Source organism: Acinetobacter sp. Li1LvA2, assembly GCF_056156705.1.
Genome location: NZ_JBSICF010000001.1, coordinates 684,433 through 707,216 on the forward strand (window position 1 = coordinate 684,433; position 22,784 = coordinate 707,216).

The 22,784-nt window shown below is 39.2% G+C and carries 19 protein-coding genes; 8 read left to right on the top strand and 11 right to left on the bottom strand.

Annotation, left to right across the window (positions count from 1 at the left end):
• Positions 1-34: 34 nt before the first annotated feature.
• Positions 35-1,909 (bottom strand): amidohydrolase, encoded by a 1,875-nt coding sequence (locus ACS604_RS03170; RefSeq protein WP_474769961.1) that lies wholly within the window; start codon positions 1,907-1,909, stop codon positions 35-37.
• A 109-nt stretch (positions 1,910-2,018) separates the two neighbouring features.
• Positions 2,019-2,705 (bottom strand): hydrolase, encoded by a 687-nt coding sequence (locus ACS604_RS03175; RefSeq protein ID WP_001043290.1) that lies wholly within the window; start codon positions 2,703-2,705, stop codon positions 2,019-2,021.
• A 197-nt stretch (positions 2,706-2,902) separates the two neighbouring features.
• On the opposite strand from ACS604_RS03175, the gene ACS604_RS03180 reads away from it, so the two are divergent.
• The gene (locus ACS604_RS03180) at positions 2,903-3,793 is read left to right on the top strand and encodes a LysR family transcriptional regulator (protein WP_440202112.1); all 891 of its coding nucleotides are present in this window, start codon (positions 2,903-2,905) and stop codon (positions 3,791-3,793) included.
• 39 nt (positions 3,794-3,832) lie between these two features.
• On the opposite strand, the gene ACS604_RS03185 is transcribed toward ACS604_RS03180, so the two are convergent.
• Entirely contained in the window at positions 3,833-4,573 is a 741-nt protein-coding gene (locus ACS604_RS03185; RefSeq protein ID WP_174758969.1) for a GntR family transcriptional regulator, read from the bottom strand.
• Between the two features lie 396 nt (positions 4,574-4,969).
• On the opposite strand from ACS604_RS03185, the gene ACS604_RS03190 reads away from it, so the two are divergent.
• Together ACS604_RS03190 and ACS604_RS03195 are read left to right on the top strand one after the other, a co-directional pair.
• On the top strand, positions 4,970-6,439 hold the full coding sequence (locus ACS604_RS03190; protein ID WP_474769968.1) for an NCS1 family nucleobase:cation symporter-1: 1,470 nt from the start codon (positions 4,970-4,972) through the stop codon (positions 6,437-6,439).
• Positions 6,436-7,170 carry an aspartate/glutamate racemase family protein gene (locus tag ACS604_RS03195; protein ID WP_174758967.1) on the top strand — a complete coding sequence of 245 codons (735 nt, stop codon included), beginning with the start codon at positions 6,436-6,438 and terminating at the stop codon, positions 7,168-7,170. The genes ACS604_RS03190 and ACS604_RS03195 overlap by 4 nt, the downstream gene beginning before the upstream one ends.
• A 67-nt stretch (positions 7,171-7,237) precedes the next feature.
• Here ACS604_RS03195 and tauD read toward each other — a convergent pair whose 3' ends face one another.
• The 4 genes from tauD to tauA are packed head-to-tail and all read right to left on the bottom strand — an operon-like array spanning position 7,238 to position 10,838.
• The gene (gene tauD / locus ACS604_RS03200) at positions 7,238-8,119 is read right to left on the bottom strand and encodes a taurine dioxygenase (RefSeq protein ID WP_174758966.1); all 882 of its coding nucleotides are present in this window, start codon (positions 8,117-8,119) and stop codon (positions 7,238-7,240) included.
• A gap of 8 nt (positions 8,120-8,127) precedes the next feature.
• Positions 8,128-8,997 carry a taurine ABC transporter permease TauC gene (tauC, locus tag ACS604_RS03205; protein WP_474769971.1) on the bottom strand — a complete coding sequence of 290 codons (870 nt, stop codon included), beginning with the start codon at positions 8,995-8,997 and terminating at the stop codon, positions 8,128-8,130.
• A complete protein-coding gene (locus tag ACS604_RS03210) occupies positions 8,994-9,788 on the bottom strand; it encodes a taurine ABC transporter ATP-binding protein (RefSeq protein ID WP_312823782.1) in 795 nt (264 codons plus the stop codon). Before ACS604_RS03210 ends, tauC begins: the two co-directional genes overlap by 4 nt.
• 9 nt (positions 9,789-9,797) lie before the next feature.
• Positions 9,798-10,838 carry a taurine ABC transporter substrate-binding protein gene (tauA, locus tag ACS604_RS03215; RefSeq protein ID WP_474769973.1) on the bottom strand — a complete coding sequence of 347 codons (1,041 nt, stop codon included), beginning with the start codon at positions 10,836-10,838 and terminating at the stop codon, positions 9,798-9,800.
• Between the two features lie 441 nt (positions 10,839-11,279).
• Between tauA and ACS604_RS03220 the strand changes: the two genes are divergently transcribed.
• Positions 11,280-12,464: a hypothetical protein gene (locus tag ACS604_RS03220; RefSeq protein ID WP_474769974.1), complete on the top strand. Its 1,185-nt coding sequence runs from the start codon at positions 11,280-11,282 to the stop codon at positions 12,462-12,464.
• A gap of 61 nt (positions 12,465-12,525) precedes the next feature.
• Here ACS604_RS03220 and ACS604_RS03225 read toward each other — a convergent pair whose 3' ends face one another.
• From ACS604_RS03225 to ACS604_RS03240, 4 genes are all read right to left on the bottom strand, one after another.
• Positions 12,526-13,992 (bottom strand): MFS transporter, encoded by a 1,467-nt coding sequence (locus ACS604_RS03225; RefSeq protein WP_474769976.1) that lies wholly within the window; start codon positions 13,990-13,992, stop codon positions 12,526-12,528.
• 194 nt (positions 13,993-14,186) lie between these two features.
• Positions 14,187-15,578 carry an LLM class flavin-dependent oxidoreductase gene (locus tag ACS604_RS03230; protein WP_416684447.1) on the bottom strand — a complete coding sequence of 464 codons (1,392 nt, stop codon included), beginning with the start codon at positions 15,576-15,578 and terminating at the stop codon, positions 14,187-14,189.
• Positions 15,579-15,755: 177 nt separating this feature from the next.
• The gene (locus ACS604_RS03235) at positions 15,756-17,051 is read right to left on the bottom strand and encodes an acyl-CoA dehydrogenase family protein (RefSeq protein ID WP_474769978.1); all 1,296 of its coding nucleotides are present in this window, start codon (positions 17,049-17,051) and stop codon (positions 15,756-15,758) included.
• A gap of 118 nt (positions 17,052-17,169) precedes the next feature.
• Positions 17,170-17,988, bottom strand: a complete 819-nt coding sequence (locus tag ACS604_RS03240; RefSeq protein ID WP_443272292.1) for a hypothetical protein — start codon at positions 17,986-17,988, stop codon at positions 17,170-17,172.
• Positions 17,989-18,631: 643 nt separating this feature from the next.
• Here ACS604_RS03240 and ACS604_RS03245 point away from each other — a divergent pair.
• The 4 genes from ACS604_RS03245 (at position 18,632) to ACS604_RS03260 (ending at position 22,743) form a co-directional block, all read left to right on the top strand.
• The gene (locus ACS604_RS03245; protein WP_474769980.1) at positions 18,632-20,077 is read left to right on the top strand and encodes a cytochrome ubiquinol oxidase subunit I; all 1,446 of its coding nucleotides are present in this window, start codon (positions 18,632-18,634) and stop codon (positions 20,075-20,077) included.
• A complete protein-coding gene (cydB, locus tag ACS604_RS03250; RefSeq protein ID WP_474769982.1) occupies positions 20,070-21,077 on the top strand; it encodes a cytochrome d ubiquinol oxidase subunit II in 1,008 nt (335 codons plus the stop codon). Before ACS604_RS03245 ends, cydB begins: the two co-directional genes overlap by 8 nt.
• A gap of 14 nt (positions 21,078-21,091) precedes the next feature.
• The gene (locus ACS604_RS03255) at positions 21,092-21,226 is read left to right on the top strand and encodes a hypothetical protein (protein ID WP_000749813.1); all 135 of its coding nucleotides are present in this window, start codon (positions 21,092-21,094) and stop codon (positions 21,224-21,226) included.
• A gap of 98 nt (positions 21,227-21,324) precedes the next feature.
• The gene (locus ACS604_RS03260) at positions 21,325-22,743 is read left to right on the top strand and encodes an aminotransferase-like domain-containing protein (protein ID WP_238611109.1); all 1,419 of its coding nucleotides are present in this window, start codon (positions 21,325-21,327) and stop codon (positions 22,741-22,743) included.
• Positions 22,744-22,784: the final 41 nt, after the last annotated feature.

Consider the following 22,784-nt stretch of genomic DNA (forward strand, 5'->3'; position numbering starts at 1 on the left):
AGCCATTTAATGGCAGGTTCCCATACTGTTTTATTTAAAATGCAAAACAAGAACACCCGAGTGCACCCCAGAAAGATTTTTTATCTTTATCATTTACAGGAACATCAAGCATCCATGAGTGGCTATGTCCATGCATGCCACAACTGCTAGCACATTCACACAATGCACTTTGTGACTGTAATGATTGATTCGAAGGTGCATTACGATTTTCGGATAAACGCCACTGACCACCAAAGCGTTTTACTGGCGACCATGTTGGAGATGCTGGTGGTAATGGCGGATCATCTTGCTTAAACTCTGCACCTGCATAGACCACTTTTCCGCCTAAAACAGTGAGTACAGACTCAATCCACTGGATATCTTCTGCTTCAACCTTAAAGTAGTCATCGGACAGCACAACTAAGTCGGCAAGCTCCCCTGCGATGAGTGAACCTTTGATATCTTTTTCACCTGAGAACCAAGCCGAACCTTTAGTCCAGAGTTTGAGTGCCGTTTGTCGATCTAATAGATTTTTTTCATCATATAAAGGTAAACCACCAACTGTTTTACCAGTACTTAGCCAATACAAACAAACCCAAGGGTTATAGGATGCAACACGGGTCGCATCTGTGCCCGCACCCACAGGAACACCGAGTTCTAGCATTTTCTTGACGGGTGGCGTTGCTTGAGCAGCTTCGGCTCCATAGCGTTTTACGAAAATCTCACCTTGATATGCCATACGGTGTTGAATGGCGATACCACCACCCAACGCACCTATACGTTCGATATTACGCTCAGATACAGTTTCGGCATGGTCAATAATAAATCGGGTCGCAAATGGCTGTTTGGCATTTACTCGCTCGAATACGTTGAGTAAGCGATTAATACTTTCATCATAGGTTGCATGAATACGGAATGGCCATTTCTTGTCAGCTAAATGTTCAACAATGGCTTCGAGTTCACCTTCCATTTTTTCTGGCAAATCAGGTCGTGGCTCATAGAAATCTTCGAAGTCACCCGCCGACCAAGTCAGGTTCTCACCTGCGCCATTCATTCTAAATAATGCATCACCATCGCCTGGAAATGTCATTTCTGTCCAACGGCGATAATCATCAAGCTCTTGGCCTGCTTTTTGAGCAAATAGGTTATAAGCAATTCGAACCGTCATTTGATTTTGGTCATGTAATTGCTTAATCACATCATAATCTTCAGGGTAATTTTGACCGCCGCCACCTGCATCAATTGCAGAAGTAATACCTAATCGGTTCAACTCACGCATGAAATGACGAGTTGAATTAACTTGATCTTCAACTGGCAATTTCGGCGCTTTACCTAGGGTCGAATATAAAATCATAGCGGATGGCGTTGCGAGCAACAGACCTGTTGGCTCACCTTTTTCATCACGTACAATTTTGCCACCTGGCGGGTCTGGCGTGTCTTTGTTAAAGCCTAATACATCAAGCGCAGCTCGGTTCAACAAGGCACTGGCATATAAATGTAAAACAAAGACAGGAGTATCTGGCGCAGCTTTATTAATTTCTTCTAAAGTCGGTAAACGTTTTTCGGCAAACTGGAATTCAGTCCAACCACCTACTACACGCACCCATTGTGGAGCTGGCGTATTATCTGCTTGCTCTTTGAGTAAACGTAGTGCATCTGCAACGGAAGGTACACCTTCCCAGCGCAGCTCCATATTGTAATTTAGGCCACCACGAATAATATGTAGATGACTGTCATTTAGACCCGGTATAACGCGACGGCCATTTAAGTCTACAACTTTGCTGGTTGGTGTTGCGAGCTTCATAACCTCATCATTTGTACCCGTGCGTACCACTTTACCGTCTGCAATCGCAATTGCTTGTACTTCGGGATTCTGAGGATCTAGTGTTGTGATTTTACCGTTTTTGAGTATGAGGTTTATTTCGGTCATTCTGAACTCCATTCTTGTGAATTATCGTTCTAAAAAATAAAGGCATATCTGTATTAATATCACTTAAATATTGAATACTAGACATGCCTTTACCTAAATCAGTACTGTTTTATTTTGCAGGAACTGGTGCAAGTACTTCGTGTTTTGAAGTTGTACGTTCAGGCGCCTTATGTACCATCGTATAGGCATAGTCCACACCCATACCATAAGCACCAGAATGTTCGCGTACAATTGCCATAACTGCATCATACGTATCACGGTGTGCCCAATCACGTTGCCATTCGAGTAAGACTTGTTGCCAAGTTACCGGAACAACACCTGCTTGAATCATACGTTGCATGGCATAGTCATGTGCTTCTTTCGATGTACCACCTGACGCATCTGCCACCATATAAATTTCATAATCGCCTTCAAGCATGGCACCAAAAGCAAAAGTGTTATTGCACACTTCAGTCCACAAACCTGAAACAATCACTTTTTTACGATTATTTTTTGCAAGCGAATCACGTACTTTTTGGTCATCCCATGAATTCATTGAAGTACGTTCGAGTAATGGAGCATCTGGAAATACATCTAAAAGTTCTGGATAGGTATGGCCAGAGAAGCTTTCAGTTTCAACCGTAGTAATGGTGACAGGAATATTGAATGTTTTAGCTGCTTTTGCCAATCCTACCGTATTATTTTTTAATACTTGGCGGTCTATTGACTGTACCCCAAAAGCCATTTGTGGCTGATGATCAATAAAAATAACCTGACAATTTGTTGGTGAAAGTTGTTCTAAAAGTGACTTATTCATGGGTAAACTCCATTATTCCTTATGAGTAATGCATTAAAATTGCTTACTGGTCATTATCAAAACAGATAAAAATGTAAAAGCATAGACAGCAAATCAGCACGAATCTGTATGCTGTATGGATACAATAAAAACAATGATTGCTTTTTAATTTTTATAGTTTAATCATTGATATATATTTTTTTAACTTTTGCTTATCCATGGATCGATTAGACTGTATTTCCACTTTTGTAAGTGTCGTAGAACATGGGAATTTTAGTAGCGCAGCCAGAGCACTCGACATCTCTCGTGACTTAGTGGCCAAACGTGTTTGCTACCTCGAAAATGACCTGAAAACTACACTGTTAACCCGAACCACAAGACAGATGAACCTCACCTCTTGTGGAGAAAAGTTTTATCAGCATAGCAAAGTCATTTTAAGTGAGTTTGAATGGGCTGCCTACGAAATTAGCTATAATCAACAGTACCCAGAAGGCGAACTCAAGCTCAATACACCAATGTCTTTTAGTAATATTTTTCTTCAAAATATCATTTCAGATTTTATTGAGAAATATCCCAGCATCAAAATTGATTTATTCATGACTGATCAGCTATTAGACATGAATAATAATAAATTTGATTTAACCATTCGCGTAGATGGCTCTCCTCCAAACTTAGCAAATAGTAAAATATTAAATACCTATCAGCGCTATCTATATGCAACACCTGAGTATTTTAATCAACATGGACTACCAAACTCATTAGAAGAACTTAAAGAACATAAGTTTCTGATTTACTATCAAGATAGCCGACATAAAAAATTGATTTTTCAAAAAGATCAGAAAGAAGTGTCGTTCAATTGCTTCCCAGTGATGACCTGTAATAATGGTGAATTATTATTAGATATGTGCCTAAAAGACCACGGCATTGTTTTTCTTCCAGAGTTTATTGCTGAACCTTACTACAAAGAAGGCAAATTACAGAAGTGTTTGGAGGACTACACCAGTCACCCCCTTCACTTATATGTGACATGGCCAAACCGTAAAATTCTATCGAAGAAAGTAAAACTATTTATTGATTTTCTGACGCAACAAATCATTCCTATAAAATAACCAATCTGGGCCTTTTCCATAGGAAATGGCCCATTATTTTCAGTTAGTTTCAATTTTCTTATTTTTAAATAAATTTAATAAATTTTGCTCTGCTGTTACTGTGCTGTCTTCTTCAACAAATGTCGTCGCGTAGTGTTCTAAATGCTCTTCCATCAATTGAGTTGCTCGCTTTTCATCGCCTTGCTCAATGGCATCTAAAATTGCACGATGTTCATCTGCCGAACAATTAGTATGTTTGGGAATTTCATATAACCCAATTAATAACGAAGTTCTGGCAATAAGCGTCTGCAAATAACTGGTCATAATCGTATTTTGATTTGCTTCAATCAGCTTTAAATGAAATTGCCCAGATAGCTTAATCCACTCGGCCCAATTGCCAGCTAAACGCTCATGAGACTCTTGATCGACTAAGCCTCTAAGCTCACTAAAATCTAGGCGATGTGACTTTTGAGCTAGCTTTTTTACAGTAGCGATTTCAAGCATGCTACGTGCTTCAAAGACCTCTTTTGTTTCATGAGCACTATGTTTTGCGATGAGTGCTCCACGATTGGGCTGAATTTCGATGACCTTATCATGTGCAAGTTTCACGAAAACACGTCTTAACACTCCTCGTGTTACACCGAATGCTTCACACAAAGGTGCTTCAACTAAACGTGCGCCAGGTGCGAGTTGTCGATTTAAAATAGCATCTACAATAGCGTTATATATATGGTCATCAATTTCATCATTGCTCATTTCTACGGCTTTTTTTGGTGCATTCGATGGCATTGATTTCTCCATTTTTATTAACGCCCCCTCTTTTTAAAACTTTATCTAATGACAGTAGTGTAAGTTTAACTTAAGCATTTGGAAATATTTCTCTCACTTTCACAACATCTATGCTGAGCTAATCAATTCAATATTTGATCTCTAAATAACTACTTATACACCTAAATTTACTTAGTTTTTATAAAAAATTAAGCACTCCTCATTTTATAAATTTGTCTCTTCACATCCAAAATTCATACCAGATTAAATAACTCATGAGCGCTATTTCCTAAATTTGGCATAACTTTTGCTCAATTAAAATTGTGCACAATTTAAATATCACATTGTACACAATTTTAATTTCATTCTTTTAGACAGAAAAACAATGCTGCTGAAAGTGTCTCCATCTTAAGGAAGTGAGTGTTCAAGATGAATAATACCGAAGCAATAATTAAACCTTCTTATGATGCAAAACTGACAAATCAAGACTTGGCTCCTTTAAAAAAGCAAACATGGGGCGCTTATAATATTTTTGCTTTCTGGATGTCTGATGTTCATAGTGTCGGCGGGTATGTCATGGCTGGGAGCCTTTTTGCACTTGGGCTCAATAGCTGGCAGGTACTTCTATCTTTACTCATCGGTATTGCCATAGTTCAGTTTTTTACAAACCTGATTGCCAAGTCTAGCCAACAAACTGGTACGCCCTATCCTGTTATTTGCCGCGCAACCTTCGGTGTGCTTGGTGCAAATATTCCTGCCGTTATTCGTGGTCTTATTGCTGTCGCGTGGTATGGCATTCAAACCTATTTGGCCTCAAGTGCTTTCTTATTGGTCATTTTAAAGTTCTTTCCAGAATGGTCGGTCTATGCCGATGTTTCAACTTATAGCTTTCTTGGACTTTCCTATTTAGGATGGGTTGGATTCATGCTGCTTTGGCTACTGCAAGCGATTGTTTTTTGGTCTGGCATGGACAGTATTCGTAAATTCATTGACTGGGCAGGTCCAGCTGTTTACATCGTAATGTTTGCGATGGCAGTATGGCTCATCTGGAAAGCTGGATGGCAGAATATTGATTTAAACTTGAGCGGTGTTCAATACGACGGTTTTGCGGTTGTACCAGTCATGATTGGTGCTATTGCGCTTGTTGTCTCATATTTTTCAGGGCCTATGCTGAATTTTGGTGATTTCTCTCGTTATGGCAAAAGCTTTAACGCGATTAAAATGGGTAACTTTCTTGGGCTACCGATTAATTTCTTAGGCTTTTCTTTACTTACTGTGGTGTGTATTGCGGCAACGCTTCCAGTCTACGGCAAGCTCATTACAGACCCTGTCGAGATGGTTGGAAAACTGGATAACACCTTTGTGGTGATTTTAGGCAGTTTAACCTTAATGATTGCCACCATCGGGATTAATATTGTCGCTAACTTTGTTTCTCCAGCGTTTGATTTTTCTAATGTCTCACCGAGTAAAATTAGCTGGCGCATGGGTGGAATGATTGCAGCCGTGGGTTCAATTTTTATTACGCCATGGAATTTATTTAATAACCCTCAAGTGATCCATTACACCATTGATATTTTAGGTGCATTTATTGGTCCACTTTTTGGTGTATTGCTCGCCGATTTTTATCTCATTAAAAAACAAAAAATCGTGGTAGATGATTTATATACCTTAGATACCAAAGGTTCATATTGGTACAAAAATGGTTATAACCACTCTGCCTTTTATGCCTTAATTCCAGCTTCATTAATTCCTATTCTCTGCGTACTTTTACCACAACTCTCTGGGCTGGCTAATTTCACATGGTTTATTGGGATGGGATTCGGTTTTGTCATTTACCGGTTTCTTAACCAACCGCTTGCCCATGCTAAATCGGCAATGACTAAGGCAAAAGTACAATGAAAATTAAAATTATTAATCCTAATACCACGCAAAGCATGACTAACAAAATTGCTACATCAGCAAAGATAGTTGCAGGTTCTGATACTCAAATTATTGCAGTGAGTCCTCAAATGGGCCCTGCAACGATTGAAAGTTATTATGATGAAGCCCTAAGTGCAGTAGGTGTGCTGGAGGAAATTCGCCAAGGTGAACATCTAAGTGTAGATGCTTATGTTATTGCCTGTTTTGGTGACCCTGCACTTTATGCTGCCCGTGAAATGACTTCAGCACCTGTTATTGGGATTGCAGAAGCAGCTATGAGAACTGCGAGTTATGTTAGTACTGGTTTTAGTGTGGTCACAACCTTACAACGCACTGTGAATATGAGCTGGTATCTAGCTCATCGCTATGGGGCTACACCATTTTGCAAAAATGTTCGGGCTTGTGACATTGCAGTTGAAGAATTGGAGCTTTCTGACTCAGATGCTTATCGAACCATACGAGATGAATGCAAAAAAGCACTAGCGGAAGATAAAAGCGATGCGATTGTTTTGGGCTGTGCAGGCATGAGTGATTTATGTCTAAAACTACAAAATGAATTGGGAGTGATTGTTATTGACGGCGTTGCAGCAGCAGTTAAACAAGCTGAAATGTTAGTCCAGTTAAATTTAAAAACTAGCAAAGTTGGTGATTGGGCCTCACCTCCTGTAAAGAACTACACAGGCATATTATCAGGATTTGGAATGCGCTAAAGAGTTATTGTTTCAATTCCAGCTCAAAATTCAGAGTTGGAATTGAAACAAAGAATAATCAAAAGAATTAAGTCTCTGCTAACTCTGGCTTTTGTTCATTTTTATAAAATGGCACATCACCGTTAATAGTTGCACGGTGCATGATGCGATGGGCATCGCCATAATCAAATAATGCTTTATGTTGCGTACAACGGTTATCCCAAATCGCGACATCACCATCTTGCCATTTCCAGCGTAAATGAAACTTCTCTTGAGTTGCATGTTCAAACAAGAAATTAAGTAACTGTTCGCTTTCTTGTTCAGCTAACTCATTAATTTGAGTGGTAAAGCCTTCACTTATAAACAACAAAGGCTCACCTGTAACCGGATGGGTACGCACCACGGGGTGAACCACTGGCGGATTACGCTTAAATGTTTGCAAAAGCTTTTCTCGCTCTTCTTCGTTATGAGCAAAACGTTCAAGTGGAAAAGACTTACGAATATCGTGTGTTGCAGTTAAGCCACGTAATTTTTGCTGTAACTCAAGCGGAAGCCCTTTAAAAGCTGCGGTATTACTCGACCACAAGGTGTCACCGCCTACAGGTGGAATTTTAATGGCTTGTAAAACACAGCCCAAAGGTGGGGTCTTACTAAAAGTCACATCTGTGTGCCAAAGCTCATTGTCACGTAAATCCTGTTTCCAACTGTCGAGTACCATCACTTCAGGCACCTCTTCAATAGAAGGATAAATCGGGTGCACATGTAAAGTGCCGAAACTACGTGCCAAGTCAGCTTGTGCTTGTGGTGCCAATTTTTGCTTTCGAAAAAAAATGACCTGATGATCAAGTAAAGCCTGCTGGATTTGTTGCGTCGTGTGTTCATTTAACGCATTCAAATCGACATCATGAATAATTGCGCCAATGGTAGGCTTGATCACTTCAATATTTAAATTTGCTACGACTGTATTCATCTTCTTTACTACAACTGCTGACCATACCAAGGAGAAAACTGTTTTTGTAACCAACGTAAAAACAGCTCAAAACTAACTGCGACAATCGCAATCACAATAATGCCCAGAATCACCGTATCGGTAATTAAGAACTGCGCTGCTGATTGCACCATAAAACCAATACCGCGATCCGCTGCAACCAATTCTGCTGCAACTAATGTTGACCAGCCCACCCCGAGACCAATACGAATACCTGTAATAATATGAGGTAAAGCGGTTGGTAAAATCACATGCCAAAAGACTTGTGACTGACTTGCCCCTAGCGACAATGCCGCACGCTCACGATTAAGCTGATGGCTTAACACACCATGTGCACTACTAATAATGACAGGCGCCAAAATCGAGAAGAAAATCAAAAGTACTTTTGTGGTTTCGCCAATACCGAACCAAATTACGAGTAATGGCAAATAAGCTAACGGTGGAATTGGACGTAATAATTCAACCAAAGGGTCTAAAACAGCGCGAACCCATTTGTTCAGGCCCATCCATAAACCCAGTGGTACACCAATCACCACGGCAGCGATCAATGCTAAAAATACACGAGAGATACTGGCTGCTAAGTGTTGCCACAAAGTTGCCTTCATAAAGCCTTCTTGGCTAACCGATATAAATTTTTGCCATACTGCCTGTGGACTCGGTAAAAATAGTTCAGGTACGACATGCAAAGCAGTAATGAGAAACCAGAGTGCAACTACACTCCCCACACTAATTATGCTAACTGCCAAAGTGTGGTGCTTTTCAAAAAATGACGATAGAAATGAAGCATTTTCTGTTTGCACATCTGGCTTAAGTTTTAGGTCTGCTTTGTCATATTCATAGACGTTATCTTTAGTGTTCATGTAGGTAACGCCTCCTTACCGCTTTGTTTTTGTGCCCTTAAACTTTCAAATAACTGTTCTCTGAGCTGAATAAATTGAGGGTCTGATTTAATTGAGCGAATAGATTCGCCCTGACGATATCGTTGAGCAAAATCGAGGTGTAGAATTTCTACAATTTTGCCCGGATGGGCGGTCATCAGAACTAACTGATTGCTGAGCAATAATGCTTCTTCAATGTCATGTGTAATTAAAAAGAAGCTTTTATTTTGTTGAATCCATAAATCGAGCACTAGCTGCTGCATGTTTTCACGCGTAAAAGCATCTAAGGCGGCAAAAGGTTCATCTAATAAAATAAACGGCGCGTGACTGATCAAAGCTCGGGCAATACCAACACGTTGTTTCATACCACCGGAAAGTTCCCAGATATTGGCTTTTTCAACGTGACTTAAACCTACAATTTTTAAAATTGCGTTTACTTGTGCCTCAATCTCTGCACGCTTTAAACCTTTTAACTGTAAAGCGAAGCCAACATTATCTGCAACATTCAACCAAGGCAGTAAGGCGTGATCCTGAAACACGACAGCACGGGTTACATCTGGTCCAATTACGACTTCATGATTTACAAGTACATCACCAGAACTTGGCTTTTGAAACCCTGCCAAGATATTAAGCAAAGTTGTTTTGCCACAACCTGACTCACCTAAAATGACAGTTAAAGAACCTTCTTTAATGGTTAGGTTAATGTCGTGTAAAACTGGCTTTTGCTGTTTAGGAAAAGTCAGATGAATATGTTTGGCTTCTAATACACTCATGACAACTCCTTAAGGCTGCAAAAATGAAGAGTTCACATTGCCTTTATAATCGGCTTTCAGTTGATCGACCTTACCCTGACCTTTTAAGAATTTCGCTGTATCAAAAATATTTTGTGCAAATTCACCATCTAACGTTTGTTTTTGCTGAGCGTGGTCAAGGTAAATATTTCCACTTAATAAAAGCGGAATATCTTTTGGATCAGAGCCTGTGAGCTGCGCAATTTTTTGTACGTTATCGGCATCTTTAACGTAAGCGGCTGGGTCTTGATTATATTTTTCAAGCTGCTCAAGCGTAGTTCGGACAAAAGCTTTTAAGAAGTCAGGATTTTTCTCTGCAAAGTCTTTACGTACTACCCATAAATCATAAGTTGGAGCGCCCCATTCACCGACTTGTTTTGAGTCAGTTAAGACTGTGCCAGATGCTTTAGCTTTGCTTAAAGCAGGTTCCCACACATAGGCAGCATCAATGTCACCACGTTCCCAAGCAGCTGAAATTTCAGGTGGACGCAAGTTAATAATTTTTACTTTATCTTCTGGAATATTCCAATGTTTCAGTGCAGACAAAAGGCTGTAATGTGTGGTTGAAACAAACGGTACAGCAATGGTTTTGCCAATTAAATCTTGAGGGCTTTTAATCCCTGATTTATTACTCACCACGAGTGCTTCAGATGCACCAAGTTTTGAAGTAATTAAGAATACTTCAATCGGTAAATCACGGCTGGCCGCAGCAGCAAGTGGGCTTGAGCCAATATTGCCAAGTACGACATCGCCCGAGGCAAGTGCATTAACTACGTCTGAACCCGCATCAAATTTTTTCCACTGGATAGTCCGCTGGCTATGTTTTTCATAATCCCCATTCGCCTGCGCCACTTTGCTTGGGTCAACCCCAGTTTGATAAGCAATCACAACGGGTTTGTTGTCACGAACTGAAGCACTTGTATTATTGTCTTTTTTATTTTGCCATACGATAAATGCAACAATTGCGACTACTACAATTGCTGTGATAATCAACGGTTTGGTCTTCGTGCTCATAATTTCATGATCTTTCAATAATATAAGCTCATGGTATTCAGCCGGCTTTATAATGAAAAATAAAAAAATATGAGTTGCTTATCTAATTTTTATAAATAACTTTTACTTATAAGTTTTTATCTTTTGGTAAAAAGCAAATTTTAAGCAATCATATAGATTAGCGGTAAAATTAAAATACTTATATATCAATAATTAAAAACGATATTCACAAAAGATAAGATGAGAAAAGGCTGACATACCTACTCTAATTATTTTATCCTACTCATTTCGTCATTTTTATTTTTTGCTTATCGCATCCAGAGTTTTGCATCTAATTAATTTTCATTCTTTTATATAAAGTTAAGATTTTATTATCTTTTTATCTTAAAACTTCTGCAAATATTAAGATTTGGACAAATCTTTTTCTGGTTTATACATGACGCAAATTTAATTTTTATTTTTAAGAGGAGAAAAATTCTTTTGTTTAAACATTCTCAATTTTTGAAAAAAACATTAATTACAGCGTCTTTAATTACATTTAGCCTCTCAAGTCATGCGGCTCTCACCTTTGGTAATGCTGAAGAAGGTCAACTTAAAGTAAGTGGTACTGTTCGAGCTAAATATGTTTATGATTTTGACTCTGATCCCACGACCAGTAAATTTTCGTTTAATGACGCGGTATTATGGCTAGATTACAACTCCCCGAAATGGATTGGCCGCCTAGATTATCGGGTTTATGAATATTACGGGCGTTTAGGCGATGCCAATTGGCTTACCGATGCGTGGTTGGGTTATAAAATTAATGACAACAGTAAAATTATTGCTGGCTTAAACCCAGTTCCTTTTGGCTTGGGCCGCTTTTGGGGAAATACTTATTATTTAGGCATTGCCAATAGTGCAGGTTGGGAAGATGTACATAACCTTGGGGTGAAATATGATTTCAATGATGGAATTAATGAAGCACAACTCGCCTTTTATCCTACCGATGGTGGCACCTATAGAGGTAAAAGCAAAGACTCGAGTCGATTTAGTATCAATCCTGTCAATGCGGATGACTCAGTACCACAAGGCACCAATACCAAAGAAAAGAACTCCATTGTTGTTCGCGGCGCTCATACCTTTAAAAATGTATTAGGCCAAGAAAATTTCTCTACCCAACTGGGCGCCTCTGCATGGTATTCCACCATTGAAAATAAACGTTCAGGACAAGATGGAGATCGCCAAGTCTATTCAGTTTTTAGCAATACCAATTATAACCAATGGAATTTACAGCTTTTGGCTGGTTATCAAGACATTGATAATGCCGACACTGAATTTAAAGATCATCTGACTTTGGGCGGTTTCGATTATTCATTTAACTCGGCAACCAAAGGCCAGATTTATTCAGCCGAGCTCAGCTATTTATTTCCTCAGCAGTTTGGCCCCATTACCTCTGTTCGCCCATACCTAAACTATAGTTCTTATCGAAAAGAGCAAGATGGCTTTAAAGATTCAACCCGTTTTATTCCCGGCATTGCGTTTAACTATCAAAAATTGACAGTACAAGCCGAGTTGCTGGTGGGTAAACACGATCCATATCTAGGAGACAGTGAAGGCCTTGCGGCTGGTGGAAGCAATGATAAATGGAATAAAAAAGCGTTTGTAATTTTTGCTTATTACTTCTAACTCGAAAAACAAAGGCCAACAGATGTTGGCCTTTGTTTTTATCTAGATATCTATTTTTACTCTAGTCGATTACTGGTGAATTATTGAGAGGAAGTTCTGTTTTATCTTCATCAATCACATCGACATCTTGGGCGGTAGGCTCAAACTTAATCAGCAGCCCAATCACAATTAAAGGAATAAAGGCAAAGATAGAAATAATCAGGTAAACATCAGTTTTATATCCCGCCATCCAGATCGGTAAAACAAACAAAGCAATTGCTTGAGCAACACCAGTTACCGCACGGTTAAAGCCAACTCCAACGCCACGAATCGAAGCTGGATAAGCCATGGTTGGATAAACCATCATTTGTGCCCCAGGCCCAAAGCCTTCGGCAAAAAGCCAAAAACCTAGCATGCCAATTGCGGTATAGAGTAAAAAGCTATTACCGGGTTCACCAATGAATGCCAAAGCAATGAGGGCTATAAACTGGAGTAAAAAGCCTGTGAGCAACACATGACGAGATTTAAATCTGCTAGCAACAAATACGCCTAACAACCCACCCGTAAATGCAAATAGTAGATTGAGTCCGAGCGTTGTAGTAATCGTCGTCAAGACATCAGTATGAAAGAAACGCGTTAAAATAGAAGGTAGAAAGAAAGCAATGGTGGTGTACTGAAATGCCACCGAAATGTGAATCACAATTGCCACAATCGTTCTTGGCAAATAGGTTTTATTAAATAAAACTGCAAAACCCTCGCGCTTTTTCTTATCGCTAGTTCTTTCTACTTTTTCAACTGTAGCGACTGCATGAATCGCATAGGACTCTTGTAGAACTTTAGCCGCACCTTTTAAATCGCCTTGGTTTGCAAGCCAAATGGGTGATTCAGTTAAATATTTACCGCGAATAAAAATAATGAGTAACGCAGGCACTGCTCCAAAAATTAAAGATGCTCGCCATAACCAGTTGCTATGCTCAGGGGGTAAAAGAAAATAAAGCGCCAGAACTAGACCAAAACATACCGAAGAAGCGGCATACCACATTGGGCACCATGCGGCTAAACGTGCTGCTTTGTTGCTACTACCGTTAAATTTGGAAAACTCGGATAAGTATGACATTGCCACAGGCAAATCAATACCGACACTAATTCCCATAATAAATCTGGCTAAAATCAAAACCCAAACATTTGGTGCAAAGCCTGCGACAATTGCCGCAATGACAAAGAGCACCATGTCCGCCATAAAGACCCGATAACGGCCAATTTTATCTGTCAGCCAACCACCAATCAGGTTACCAACAATGGTTCCGCAGACAATTGCTGAAGCCACCACCCCAGTCATCACAGGGCTTAAAGAAAACTCTGAGATAACTTGCTCAATACCAAAGGATAGCGTTGTTAAATCATAGGCATCAATAAACACCCCAATCAATGCCAACCAAATAACTTTATTCGATTTACCCTTCCCTGCAAATTTGGAAATTAATTGTGAAACATCATCGGGAGATTTAATTTCATAACGATGGTTATGATCGAGTTCTTGTGTGCTCACTTAATAATTCCTGAATTTTAATAACAGGAACAAAATAATGATTATTCACATAATACAAAAACAAATTAATCTGATTTTTTAATCTAAATTATAGAATTATCTTTTCTTTATTAACTCAGCAGTAAAACCGATATAAAAATACAAAATAAAAGCTGGTATTTAACCAGCTATTTATTTAAAGGTTTTGCAAAATATTAACTCGCCTCAGCAAGTTTTAATTCCTTTAGATTACGATATTTTGCACCGCGGTGATTTTCAGGTAAATATGGCCCAGCACCAAATAGTTTTTCTCTTAATGTTCCTTGTGCATACGACGTTTGATATACCCCTCGTTTTTGCAACTCTGGCACAATAAACTCAACTACATCGGCAAAGGTTTGATGAGCCAAAATGTAGGCAAGGTTAAAGCCATCGACATCGGTATCTTCAACCCATTGTTGTAGAGCATCCGAAACGGTTTCTGCCGAACCCACCAATACTGGCCCATTACCGCCTAAGCTGTTCCAGTTTGCAATTTCTTCAATGGTCCAAACACGTTCAGGGTCTGCATTTACATAAGAGTCCAATAAAGATTGAATCGCATTGGTTTGAATATATTCAACTTTGTCTGTTGGCTGGTATTGTGAGAAGTCCACACCTGACCAGCCAGATAGCAATGTTAAAGCGCCATCGTAGCTTCCATAGCTTTGATATTCTCTAAACTTAGCCTGAGCTTTTGCATCGGTTTCATCAGTGACAATCGATAAAAGTGCATAAATTTTAACTGAGTACGGGTCACGGCCCTCTTGAGCCAATTTTTGGCGAATACCCTGTACCACTTTTTTAGTGGCAATTTTAGACGGCGCTGCTATGAATACGCACTCGGCATTTTGACTAGCAAACTTCTGCCCGCGTGAAGATGCGCCTGCTTGGTAAAGTACTGGCGTTCGCTGTGGTGAAGGTTCACAAATATGGATGCCCGGTACAGTAAAGTATTTACCCTCGTGCTGAATTGGATGCACTTTTTTATGGTCAGCAAAGATACCGCTTTCACGGTCACGGAGTACCGAACCTTCTTCCCAAGAACCTTCCCAAAGTTTGTAAAGGACTTCTAAGTATTCATCAGCAATATCATAACGATTGTCATGATTAACCTGGGTTTTTAGGCCCAAATTTTTCGAACCACTTTCTAAATAAGACGTCACGATATTCCATCCAACTCGCCCTTTGGTTAAATGGTCTAGCGTGCTAATACGTCTAGCAAAAGGATAAGGATGTTCAAAAGAAATAGAGGTCGTGACACCAAAACCCAAGTGCTTTGTGACTGCTGCCATCGCAGGCACAATCTGTAGCGGATCATTGACTGGAACTTGTACTGCACCTGTTAAGGCATGTTCAGCACTTTGATGATAAACGTCATAAATACCAAGCACATCTGCAATAAAAATACCGTCAAAAAAACCACGCTCAAGAATTTGTGCTAAATCTGTCCAATATTCTAAATCTTTATATTCAACAGATCGATCTTGAGGATGTCGCCATAATCCAGGAGATTGATGGGCAATACAATTCATTTCAAAAGCATTAAAACTAATTTTCTTAGTCATAAAATATCAACCAGCATTTTATTTAATTTTCATACTAAAGCAATTTTTATGTTTTCTTTATAATATAAACCCCAAACAAAATATGATTTTATTCTAATAGATTTTTATAATTTAATTTAAACAACAAAAATAATATTAAGCCGCTAAAAATAGCAGCTTAATATCTAAAACTATAATTTATTGCTTAGCAACATTCCCTATTCGCCATTGATACGGTGGTAATGTGCCGTTTACACTAAAATCACCGATAATTCGATTTTTAAATACTCTCGGATTATGTGAAGATAAAGTTCGTACATTACGCCAGTATCGATCTAGGCCTAAATCTTTGTCTGTTGCAGAAGCACCTAAAGCATCAAATAAAATTGTAGAAGCATTTAAAATTAGATCGGTAATGACCGTTTGAGACTGCGCACTTTCAAGTTCGGCAAGCGCATTTTGCTCTTCTTCAAGCTGCTCATTATTTTGAAATGCAGCCAAGTAAGCACGCTGTAAGCTTTGTGCAACTTTTTCAACAATTGCCCCTGCACTGTAAGCCGCGCCACGGATTTGGCCTACGACTTGTAAAATTTGCGGATCCTGTTTTACAAATTGGGCATTCGCATGCGTATAGTTTCGAGTACGTTTAGCAACAGCTTGAGAAACATCATAGGTTGCAGCACGGCCTAGGCCTGTAATGATTGCGAGTTGTACCAGTTGATAGTAAGCCGCTGAATATTTAAAACGGTCATCGTCAGGTAAGATTTCAGTTTCATCGACCAATACGTCATGGAAATATGCCGTGCCACTTGCGGTGAGTTGCTGACCAAAGCCATTCCAGTCATCAACAATTTCAACACCCTCATCTTCGCGGCGAACAACCACCGAACCAGACTCACCCTTTAAATCTGTTACACCAATTTCAACCCAGTCTGCATATAGACTGCCTGTGGTGTAGTACTTTTGACCTTTAACACGAATTTTTCCATCACTATCCCGATATAGATGAGTTTCAAACTGATCAATTGACTCTTTTCCACCTTCAGACCATGCACTGCCCACCGTTTCCCCATTGGCAATTCGATTGAACCAACGCTGTTGAAACACTTTATCTTTACTTACCAACACATCTTCAGTGAAACCAAAATGCACACGCAAAGCTTGTGGTAAGTTTGAATCGACCTCTGCAAGTTCAATGAGCAATGCAAATAATTCAGGAATGGTTGCATCAAAGCCACCATGGGTTTTAGGAAGTCGTAAACGTGTAAAGCCAACATCTTTGAGCCACTGAAGTTGTTCATAGGGCAAAATATGTTGTTGCTCACGAATTAAAGCCCCTTCTTTAATACGGGCAAAAGTTGGTCTGAAATTTTTTGCCAATTCATCATAACGTTCCGAAGGTCCTTCACCCCATACCCGAGAAATAATTGAGGCCTGACTCAGTGCAGCGTGAGTTAAGGAACCGAGATGATGCTCAAAATTTAAATTTGTCATGTAAGTAAAACCAATATTGCTTTGCTTTTACCATAAAATATTTATTTCACATGAAAACGATTATTTTTTTATAACAGTATTCAAACTTTATATAACGCACAACAAAAGCCTGCCAACGCTAAGCGATCTCTTTCTTGTTTAGACTATGCTGACTTTGCAATAAGGTTTGCATATATTCTGAATAGACAGATAGTTTTTCGAAAATATGCTCTGAATAAAACATATCATCAATTAAATGAGTCATTTGATGCGTCGTGAAGGTGTCACACAGTCCCACCAGCTCTGCATTCATCTGAGCAAATTGTGCACATAGCTGTACATAGGTTTCATCTTTATTTTTGAATAATAATTTCCGCATTTCTAAGCTATTAAAGTTTTTTAAGTCCTTATCTTTTGTGGTTTTAATCCAATAAATTTTGACCTTTAAAAATTGCTCAAGAGCTTCTAAATACTCGACATCTACATCTAAACTCGTAATTAAAAAAACTGTAGAAAGGTCACTTCGACACAGTGCTTTGATTAAGCTTAAATAAATAAACTCAACTTCATTAAGCTCTGCAAGTTCCAAATCAATATAAATTTTTAGACTTTCTAAAACTTCATCTACTTTAAAGAACACTTTCTTCTCAGCTTGGTAATATTTATTAAGAATAGAAAGTACAGGTGCAGTCGCAGGTGTCGTATAAATGGCAGGCTTGTTTAGGTTTGCAAAAATAAAAGGTGAAAATAGGTAGGCCACGCTACTTTGCTGTGGCTCAATATGAGATTGAATTAAATAAACAGTTTCAGCTTTGGAAAAGTCTCTGAGTACTTTCGCTCTTAATAAAGTAGCTTCAAAATTAACGTAAGTCTGCTCTAACTGAGCCAATATAGAAATAGGAATAGGCTGATTTTTAATAATTTTATGCAGGACATTGAGTTGAGAGGTAATAAACATTTTTTAACATCCAAGCTATTTTAGAAGAGCTACACTTAAATCAGGTCTTTAATAACCTACGTAACAACCAGACCTCACGCAAAACAACAAAGGAATAAAAGAGAAGAAACTATTCTGCGCCTATTATCCAAAGTCGCATTCACTTTGTTTTGGAAAGTGATTTTGGCCATTCGTAAATCTTGTTCATTTATTTTGAACTTTTGAAGAATGGATACATAGCTACAGATATTTGAAAAAAAACTATAGCACACCTCACGAATGCTTCAGACTGTTATAGTTTTATAAAAAATTTCTGTATCTATATATACAAAAATAGTAAGTGCATGATTAAGGAAACTTCTTAAGGTAGGTAGTTTTCATGAGACGATCTATTGCATATCGCCAGATATTTCATCAATGTTTCAATGCAACATGCATTTTTACAAATGCAACATCAAGCATAAACTTTGTTAACAGATTGAGAACAATCAATCAGTCTATTCTATTGAAATATCAAGCAATTATATTGCTTAACCCTGTTGGCATTTTACTTGCTAAGAACATTTATCACAGAAGTAAGTTTAATCGCCAAAATACTTTGTTGCCTGAAAATAAGTATTTAACTCATTTAACCATCATCAGCTAGTTCACAGGGGGAAAGTTTATGAGCCTCGGTCTAACCGCTCTAGAATTAGCGCGAATACAATTTGCTTTTACAGTATCCTTCCATATTATTTTTCCGGCCACTTCCATTGGTCTTGCCTGCTTTTTAGCAGTATTAGAATGGAAATGGTTAAGAACCCAAAACCCGATTTATAAAGATCTATTTAAGTACTGGATTAAGATCTTTGCAGTTGCCTTTGGTATGGGTGTGGTCTCGGGCGTGGTCATGAGTTACCAGTTTGGTACTAACTGGAGTGAATTTTCACGTGTTGCCGGAAGTATTACTGGTCCTTTACTTACCTATGAAGTCTTGAGTGCCTTCTTCTTAGAAGCAGGTTTCTTAGGCATTATGTTATTTGGTTGGGGACGTGTTGGTCCTCGGGCCCATTTCTTCGCAACACTTATGGTTGCCATCGGAACATGTATTTCCATGTTCTGGATTTTATCTTCGAATAGCTGGATGCAGACACCTCAAGGCTTTGCGATCGAAAATGGCATTATTGTGCCAAAAGACTGGTTTGCAATTGTCTTTAACCCATCCTTCCCTTACCGCTTTGCCCACATGGGTGCAGCCGCCTTCTTGGTTTCATCATTATTGGTCGTTGGAACATCTGCATGGCATTTAGTCAAAGGCCGTCGTGATGAATTGGTGAAAAAATCGTTTTCGATGGGTCTCTGGATGGTGCTTGTGACTTCATGTTTGCAAGTAGTGATTGGTGATAACCACGGTTTAAACACACGTGAACATCAGCCTGCCAAACTTGCGGCAATGGAAGGCCACTGGGAAACCAATCACAATGAGCCGATGCCATTATTGCTATTTGCAATTCCAGATATGAAAGAAGAACGTAACCACTTCGAAGTGGGTGTTCCTTATTTGGGTAGCTTAATTTTAACGCATAGCTTAGATGGCCAAGTGACAGGCTTAAAAGATTTCGCACCTGTAGATCGTCCAAATTCAACGATTGTTTTCTGGAGCTTCCGTGTGATGGTGGGTCTTGGTGTACTCATGGTCACTCTTTCTTTAATAGCACTTTGGTTACGTAAGCGTGGAAAACTCTATGAAACTTCGTGGTTCCATAAATTTGCATTGGTGATGGGACCATCTGGTTATGTCGCTATGCTTGCAGGTTGGGTAACTACTGAGGTTGGCCGTCAGCCGTGGGTTGTATACGGCATTATGAGAACTAAAGATGGACTTTCACATACGGTTTCCGCAGATCAGGTCGGACTGAGCCTGTTTATTTTTGTGGTGGTCTATACCATCGTTTTTGGTAGCGGCATCTACTACACCTTAAAACTAATAAACAAAGGCCCATCATTCATTGATTCACCAAATGTTGAAACTGGTGGCGTAGGACACTTTAAAACACCAATGCGTCCACTTAGTGCAGTCGATGAAAATATTGACAGCAAACAAAACTCTGGGGAGAACCGTCATGATTGATCTTTCTTTAATATGGGTCGGTATTATCGGTTTAGGTGTCATGATTTATGTGGTCATGGACGGCTTCGACTTAGGAATCGGGATTATGTTCCCATTCATTAAGGACAGCCAAGAACGTGACGTGATGATGAATACCGTGGCCCCTGTCTGGGATGGTAACGAAACTTGGATGGTTCTCGGTGGTGCTGGTCTATATGCAGCATTTCCACTGGTCTATTCAACAGTTTTATCAGCACTATATTTACCGATCATTTTCATGGTGATTGCCCTGATTTTCCGTGGCGTGGCGTTTGAATTCCGCTTTAAAGCTCATCGCACCAAACACCTTTGGGACTTGGCATTTATCTGGGGTTCAGTTTTAACCAGCTTCCTCCAAGGGATTATTCTGGGTGCCTATATCCAAGGAATTAAAACCGAAAATGGTATTTATGCTGGTGGTCCATTTGACTGGTTATCTCCGTTTACGGTCTTCACAGGTATTGGCGTAGTTGCGATGTATGCAACTTTAGGTTGTGGCTGGCTTATCTTAAAAACTGAAAAAGGCTTACAGCAACGTATGTATGAGCTTATGCCAAAGCTGATTATTGCACTGCTGATCATTTTTGGTGGCGTGAGTTTATATACGCCGTTGACTCATCCTGAAATTGCAGATCGCTGGTTCTCTTTACCAAACCTGTTCTATTTTAGCCCAGTACCAATTTTGGTCTTATTGTTTGTTGGCCTGATTTTATCGGCATGTAAAAAGCAGGATCACGACCTAAAACCATTTGCATATACATTGGCGCTCGTTTTCCTTGCATTTACTGGATTCGTGATTAGTTTATGGCCATATATTATTCCGCCATCAGTCACCATTTGGCAGGCTGCAGCGCCTCATTCAAGCCAGATGTTTGCTTTGATCGGTGCGTTAATTCTGATTCCAATTATTATTGCTTACACCATTGTCTCTTATTGGGTATTTAGAGACAAAGTGCGTGTAGGTGACGAAGGTTATCATTAAGTATGGAGGGTTTTATGAAAAAGTCATCCGTTAAACTCAATCAAACTCAATGGTTTATTCTGTTATGGTTGGGCGGTTTTTTAGCCTTAGCAGTGATTGCTGGTTTGTTTAAAGTTATATTGATTTATGCTGCCCCTTACTTAAAGTAAATCTATCGTTCTAAACAAATGCCGTTTGTAGATTCTGCAAACGGCATTTATTATTGATTAAGTGCATCTTTCATTTTGTTATTTCGTGCAGCTCATACATGTATAAATCAGAACAACTCGCTCATAGCATTCGCCAACTCATTGAGAGCGGCACTTTAAATGCACATGAAAAATTACCTTCATTAAGAGATCAGGTACAACGCTCTGGCTTTAGTTTAATGACCGTAATGAATGCTTATCAGGAGCTTGAATCACAAGGTCTGATCTATTCAAAAGAAAAATCTGGATACTTTGTTGCCGAGCAAATTGCACTTAAACCACTCGAGCAATATTCAGTAGTTTCACTGAATTCTAAAATTGAAATTAACTCATTAGTTTTTAAATATCTTAAATCGATTCAACATGAGTCTGTCGTGCCTTTTGGCTCAGCTTTTCCTGATAACCAACTTCTAACAGCCCCCAAACTTATTCAAATTATGGGACAGCTTGCGCGCCAAAGACAAAGTTATGACCAGACCACCAGTTTGCCTCCCGGTAATTTAGCTTTAAGAAAGTTGATTGCCCAGCGCTATTGTATGCAAGGCATACAGACCGACCCAGATGACATTGTCATTACATCTGGAGGCTTAGACGCGCTTAATCTTTCTCTACAAGCCGTAGCTCAACCCGGCGATTATATTTTATTACAGCAAACTGTGTTTTACGGCGCTTGGCAAGCTGCCGAGCGTTTAGGGCTTAAAGTGATTACCATTCCTGAACATCCTCAGCATGGTTTTGACTTAGAAGCTTTTGAACAGGTCATTCAAACATATCCAATCAAAGTGTGTTGGCTCATGCTGAACGCCCATAACCCGATTGGTTTTACAGTTAGTGATGACATTAAATATAAAATTGCCAAGTTGCTTCATGAACACCAAATTTATTTGATTGAAGATGATGTCTATGAAGAGCTTTTTTATGGCGGCCAAAAACCACTTTCAATGAAGTATTTTGACCAACAAAATCTGGTGCTTCACTGCTCTTCTTTTTCTAAAACATTAGGTGCTGGTTTTCGGGTCGGTTGGGTCTATGCGGGTAAATTTTCAGACCATATTCAACACTTACAGCTCATGAGTACCATTTCAGTCAATGCACTTATACAAAATGCATTAGTCGAGTTTTTGTCTCATCATCATTATGAAAAACACTTACGCACGCTTAGGCTTTCACTTGAGCGTTATAAAAAGCAGTTTTATCACTATTTAAAGCAGCATTTACCTAGCTCTTGCGAAGTGTATTACTACCCAAGTGGCTATTTTCTATGGGTCAAACTTCCTAGCACGCTAGACAGTATGCAAGTTTATGAAGCGTTGATTCAGCAAGATATTGGCGTTGCACCAAGCCCTCTGTTTAGTGTTTTACCTGCACAACAGCATTATTTGAGAATCAATTGCTCTTTTGAATGGAACACTAAAATTCAAAATGCATTAGATCAGGTTATCAAAACCATTCAACAAAGGGTCAAAGCAAATTCTTAAAAGAGATGCTTCGACCTAAGCACAATTTGATAGTCTTTATT

What these genes read in the sequence shown, in the direction of transcription:
- tauC (WP_474769971.1), bottom strand. Translation starts at nt 8,997, where the DNA reads ATGAACACTAAAGATAACGTCTATGAATATGACAAAGCAGACCTAAAA.
- ACS604_RS03190 (WP_474769968.1), top strand. Translation starts at nt 4,970, where the DNA reads ATGAATAATACCGAAGCAATAATTAAACCTTCTTATGATGCAAAACTG.
- ACS604_RS03255 (WP_000749813.1), top strand. Translation starts at nt 21,092, where the DNA reads ATGAAAAAGTCATCCGTTAAACTCAATCAAACTCAATGGTTTATTCTG.
- ACS604_RS03245 (WP_474769980.1), top strand. Translation starts at nt 18,632, where the DNA reads ATGAGCCTCGGTCTAACCGCTCTAGAATTAGCGCGAATACAATTTGCT.
- ACS604_RS03235 (WP_474769978.1), bottom strand. Translation starts at nt 17,051, where the DNA reads ATGACAAATTTAAATTTTGAGCATCATCTCGGTTCCTTAACTCACGCT.
- cydB (WP_474769982.1), top strand. Translation starts at nt 20,070, where the DNA reads ATGATTGATCTTTCTTTAATATGGGTCGGTATTATCGGTTTAGGTGTC.
- ACS604_RS03195 (WP_174758967.1), top strand. Translation starts at nt 6,436, where the DNA reads ATGAAAATTAAAATTATTAATCCTAATACCACGCAAAGCATGACTAAC.
- ACS604_RS03240 (WP_443272292.1), bottom strand. Translation starts at nt 17,988, where the DNA reads ATGTTTATTACCTCTCAACTCAATGTCCTGCATAAAATTATTAAAAAT.
- ACS604_RS03170 (WP_474769961.1), bottom strand. Translation starts at nt 1,909, where the DNA reads ATGACCGAAATAAACCTCATACTCAAAAACGGTAAAATCACAACACTA.
- ACS604_RS03210 (WP_312823782.1), bottom strand. Translation starts at nt 9,788, where the DNA reads ATGAGTGTATTAGAAGCCAAACATATTCATCTGACTTTTCCTAAACAG.
- ACS604_RS03260 (WP_238611109.1), top strand. Translation starts at nt 21,325, where the DNA reads ATGTATAAATCAGAACAACTCGCTCATAGCATTCGCCAACTCATTGAG.
- ACS604_RS03185 (WP_174758969.1), bottom strand. Translation starts at nt 4,573, where the DNA reads ATGGAGAAATCAATGCCATCGAATGCACCAAAAAAAGCCGTAGAAATG.
- ACS604_RS03180 (WP_440202112.1), top strand. Translation starts at nt 2,903, where the DNA reads ATGGATCGATTAGACTGTATTTCCACTTTTGTAAGTGTCGTAGAACAT.
- ACS604_RS03230 (WP_416684447.1), bottom strand. Translation starts at nt 15,578, where the DNA reads ATGACTAAGAAAATTAGTTTTAATGCTTTTGAAATGAATTGTATTGCC.
- ACS604_RS03175 (WP_001043290.1), bottom strand. Translation starts at nt 2,705, where the DNA reads ATGAATAAGTCACTTTTAGAACAACTTTCACCAACAAATTGTCAGGTT.
- tauD (WP_174758966.1), bottom strand. Translation starts at nt 8,119, where the DNA reads ATGAATACAGTCGTAGCAAATTTAAATATTGAAGTGATCAAGCCTACC.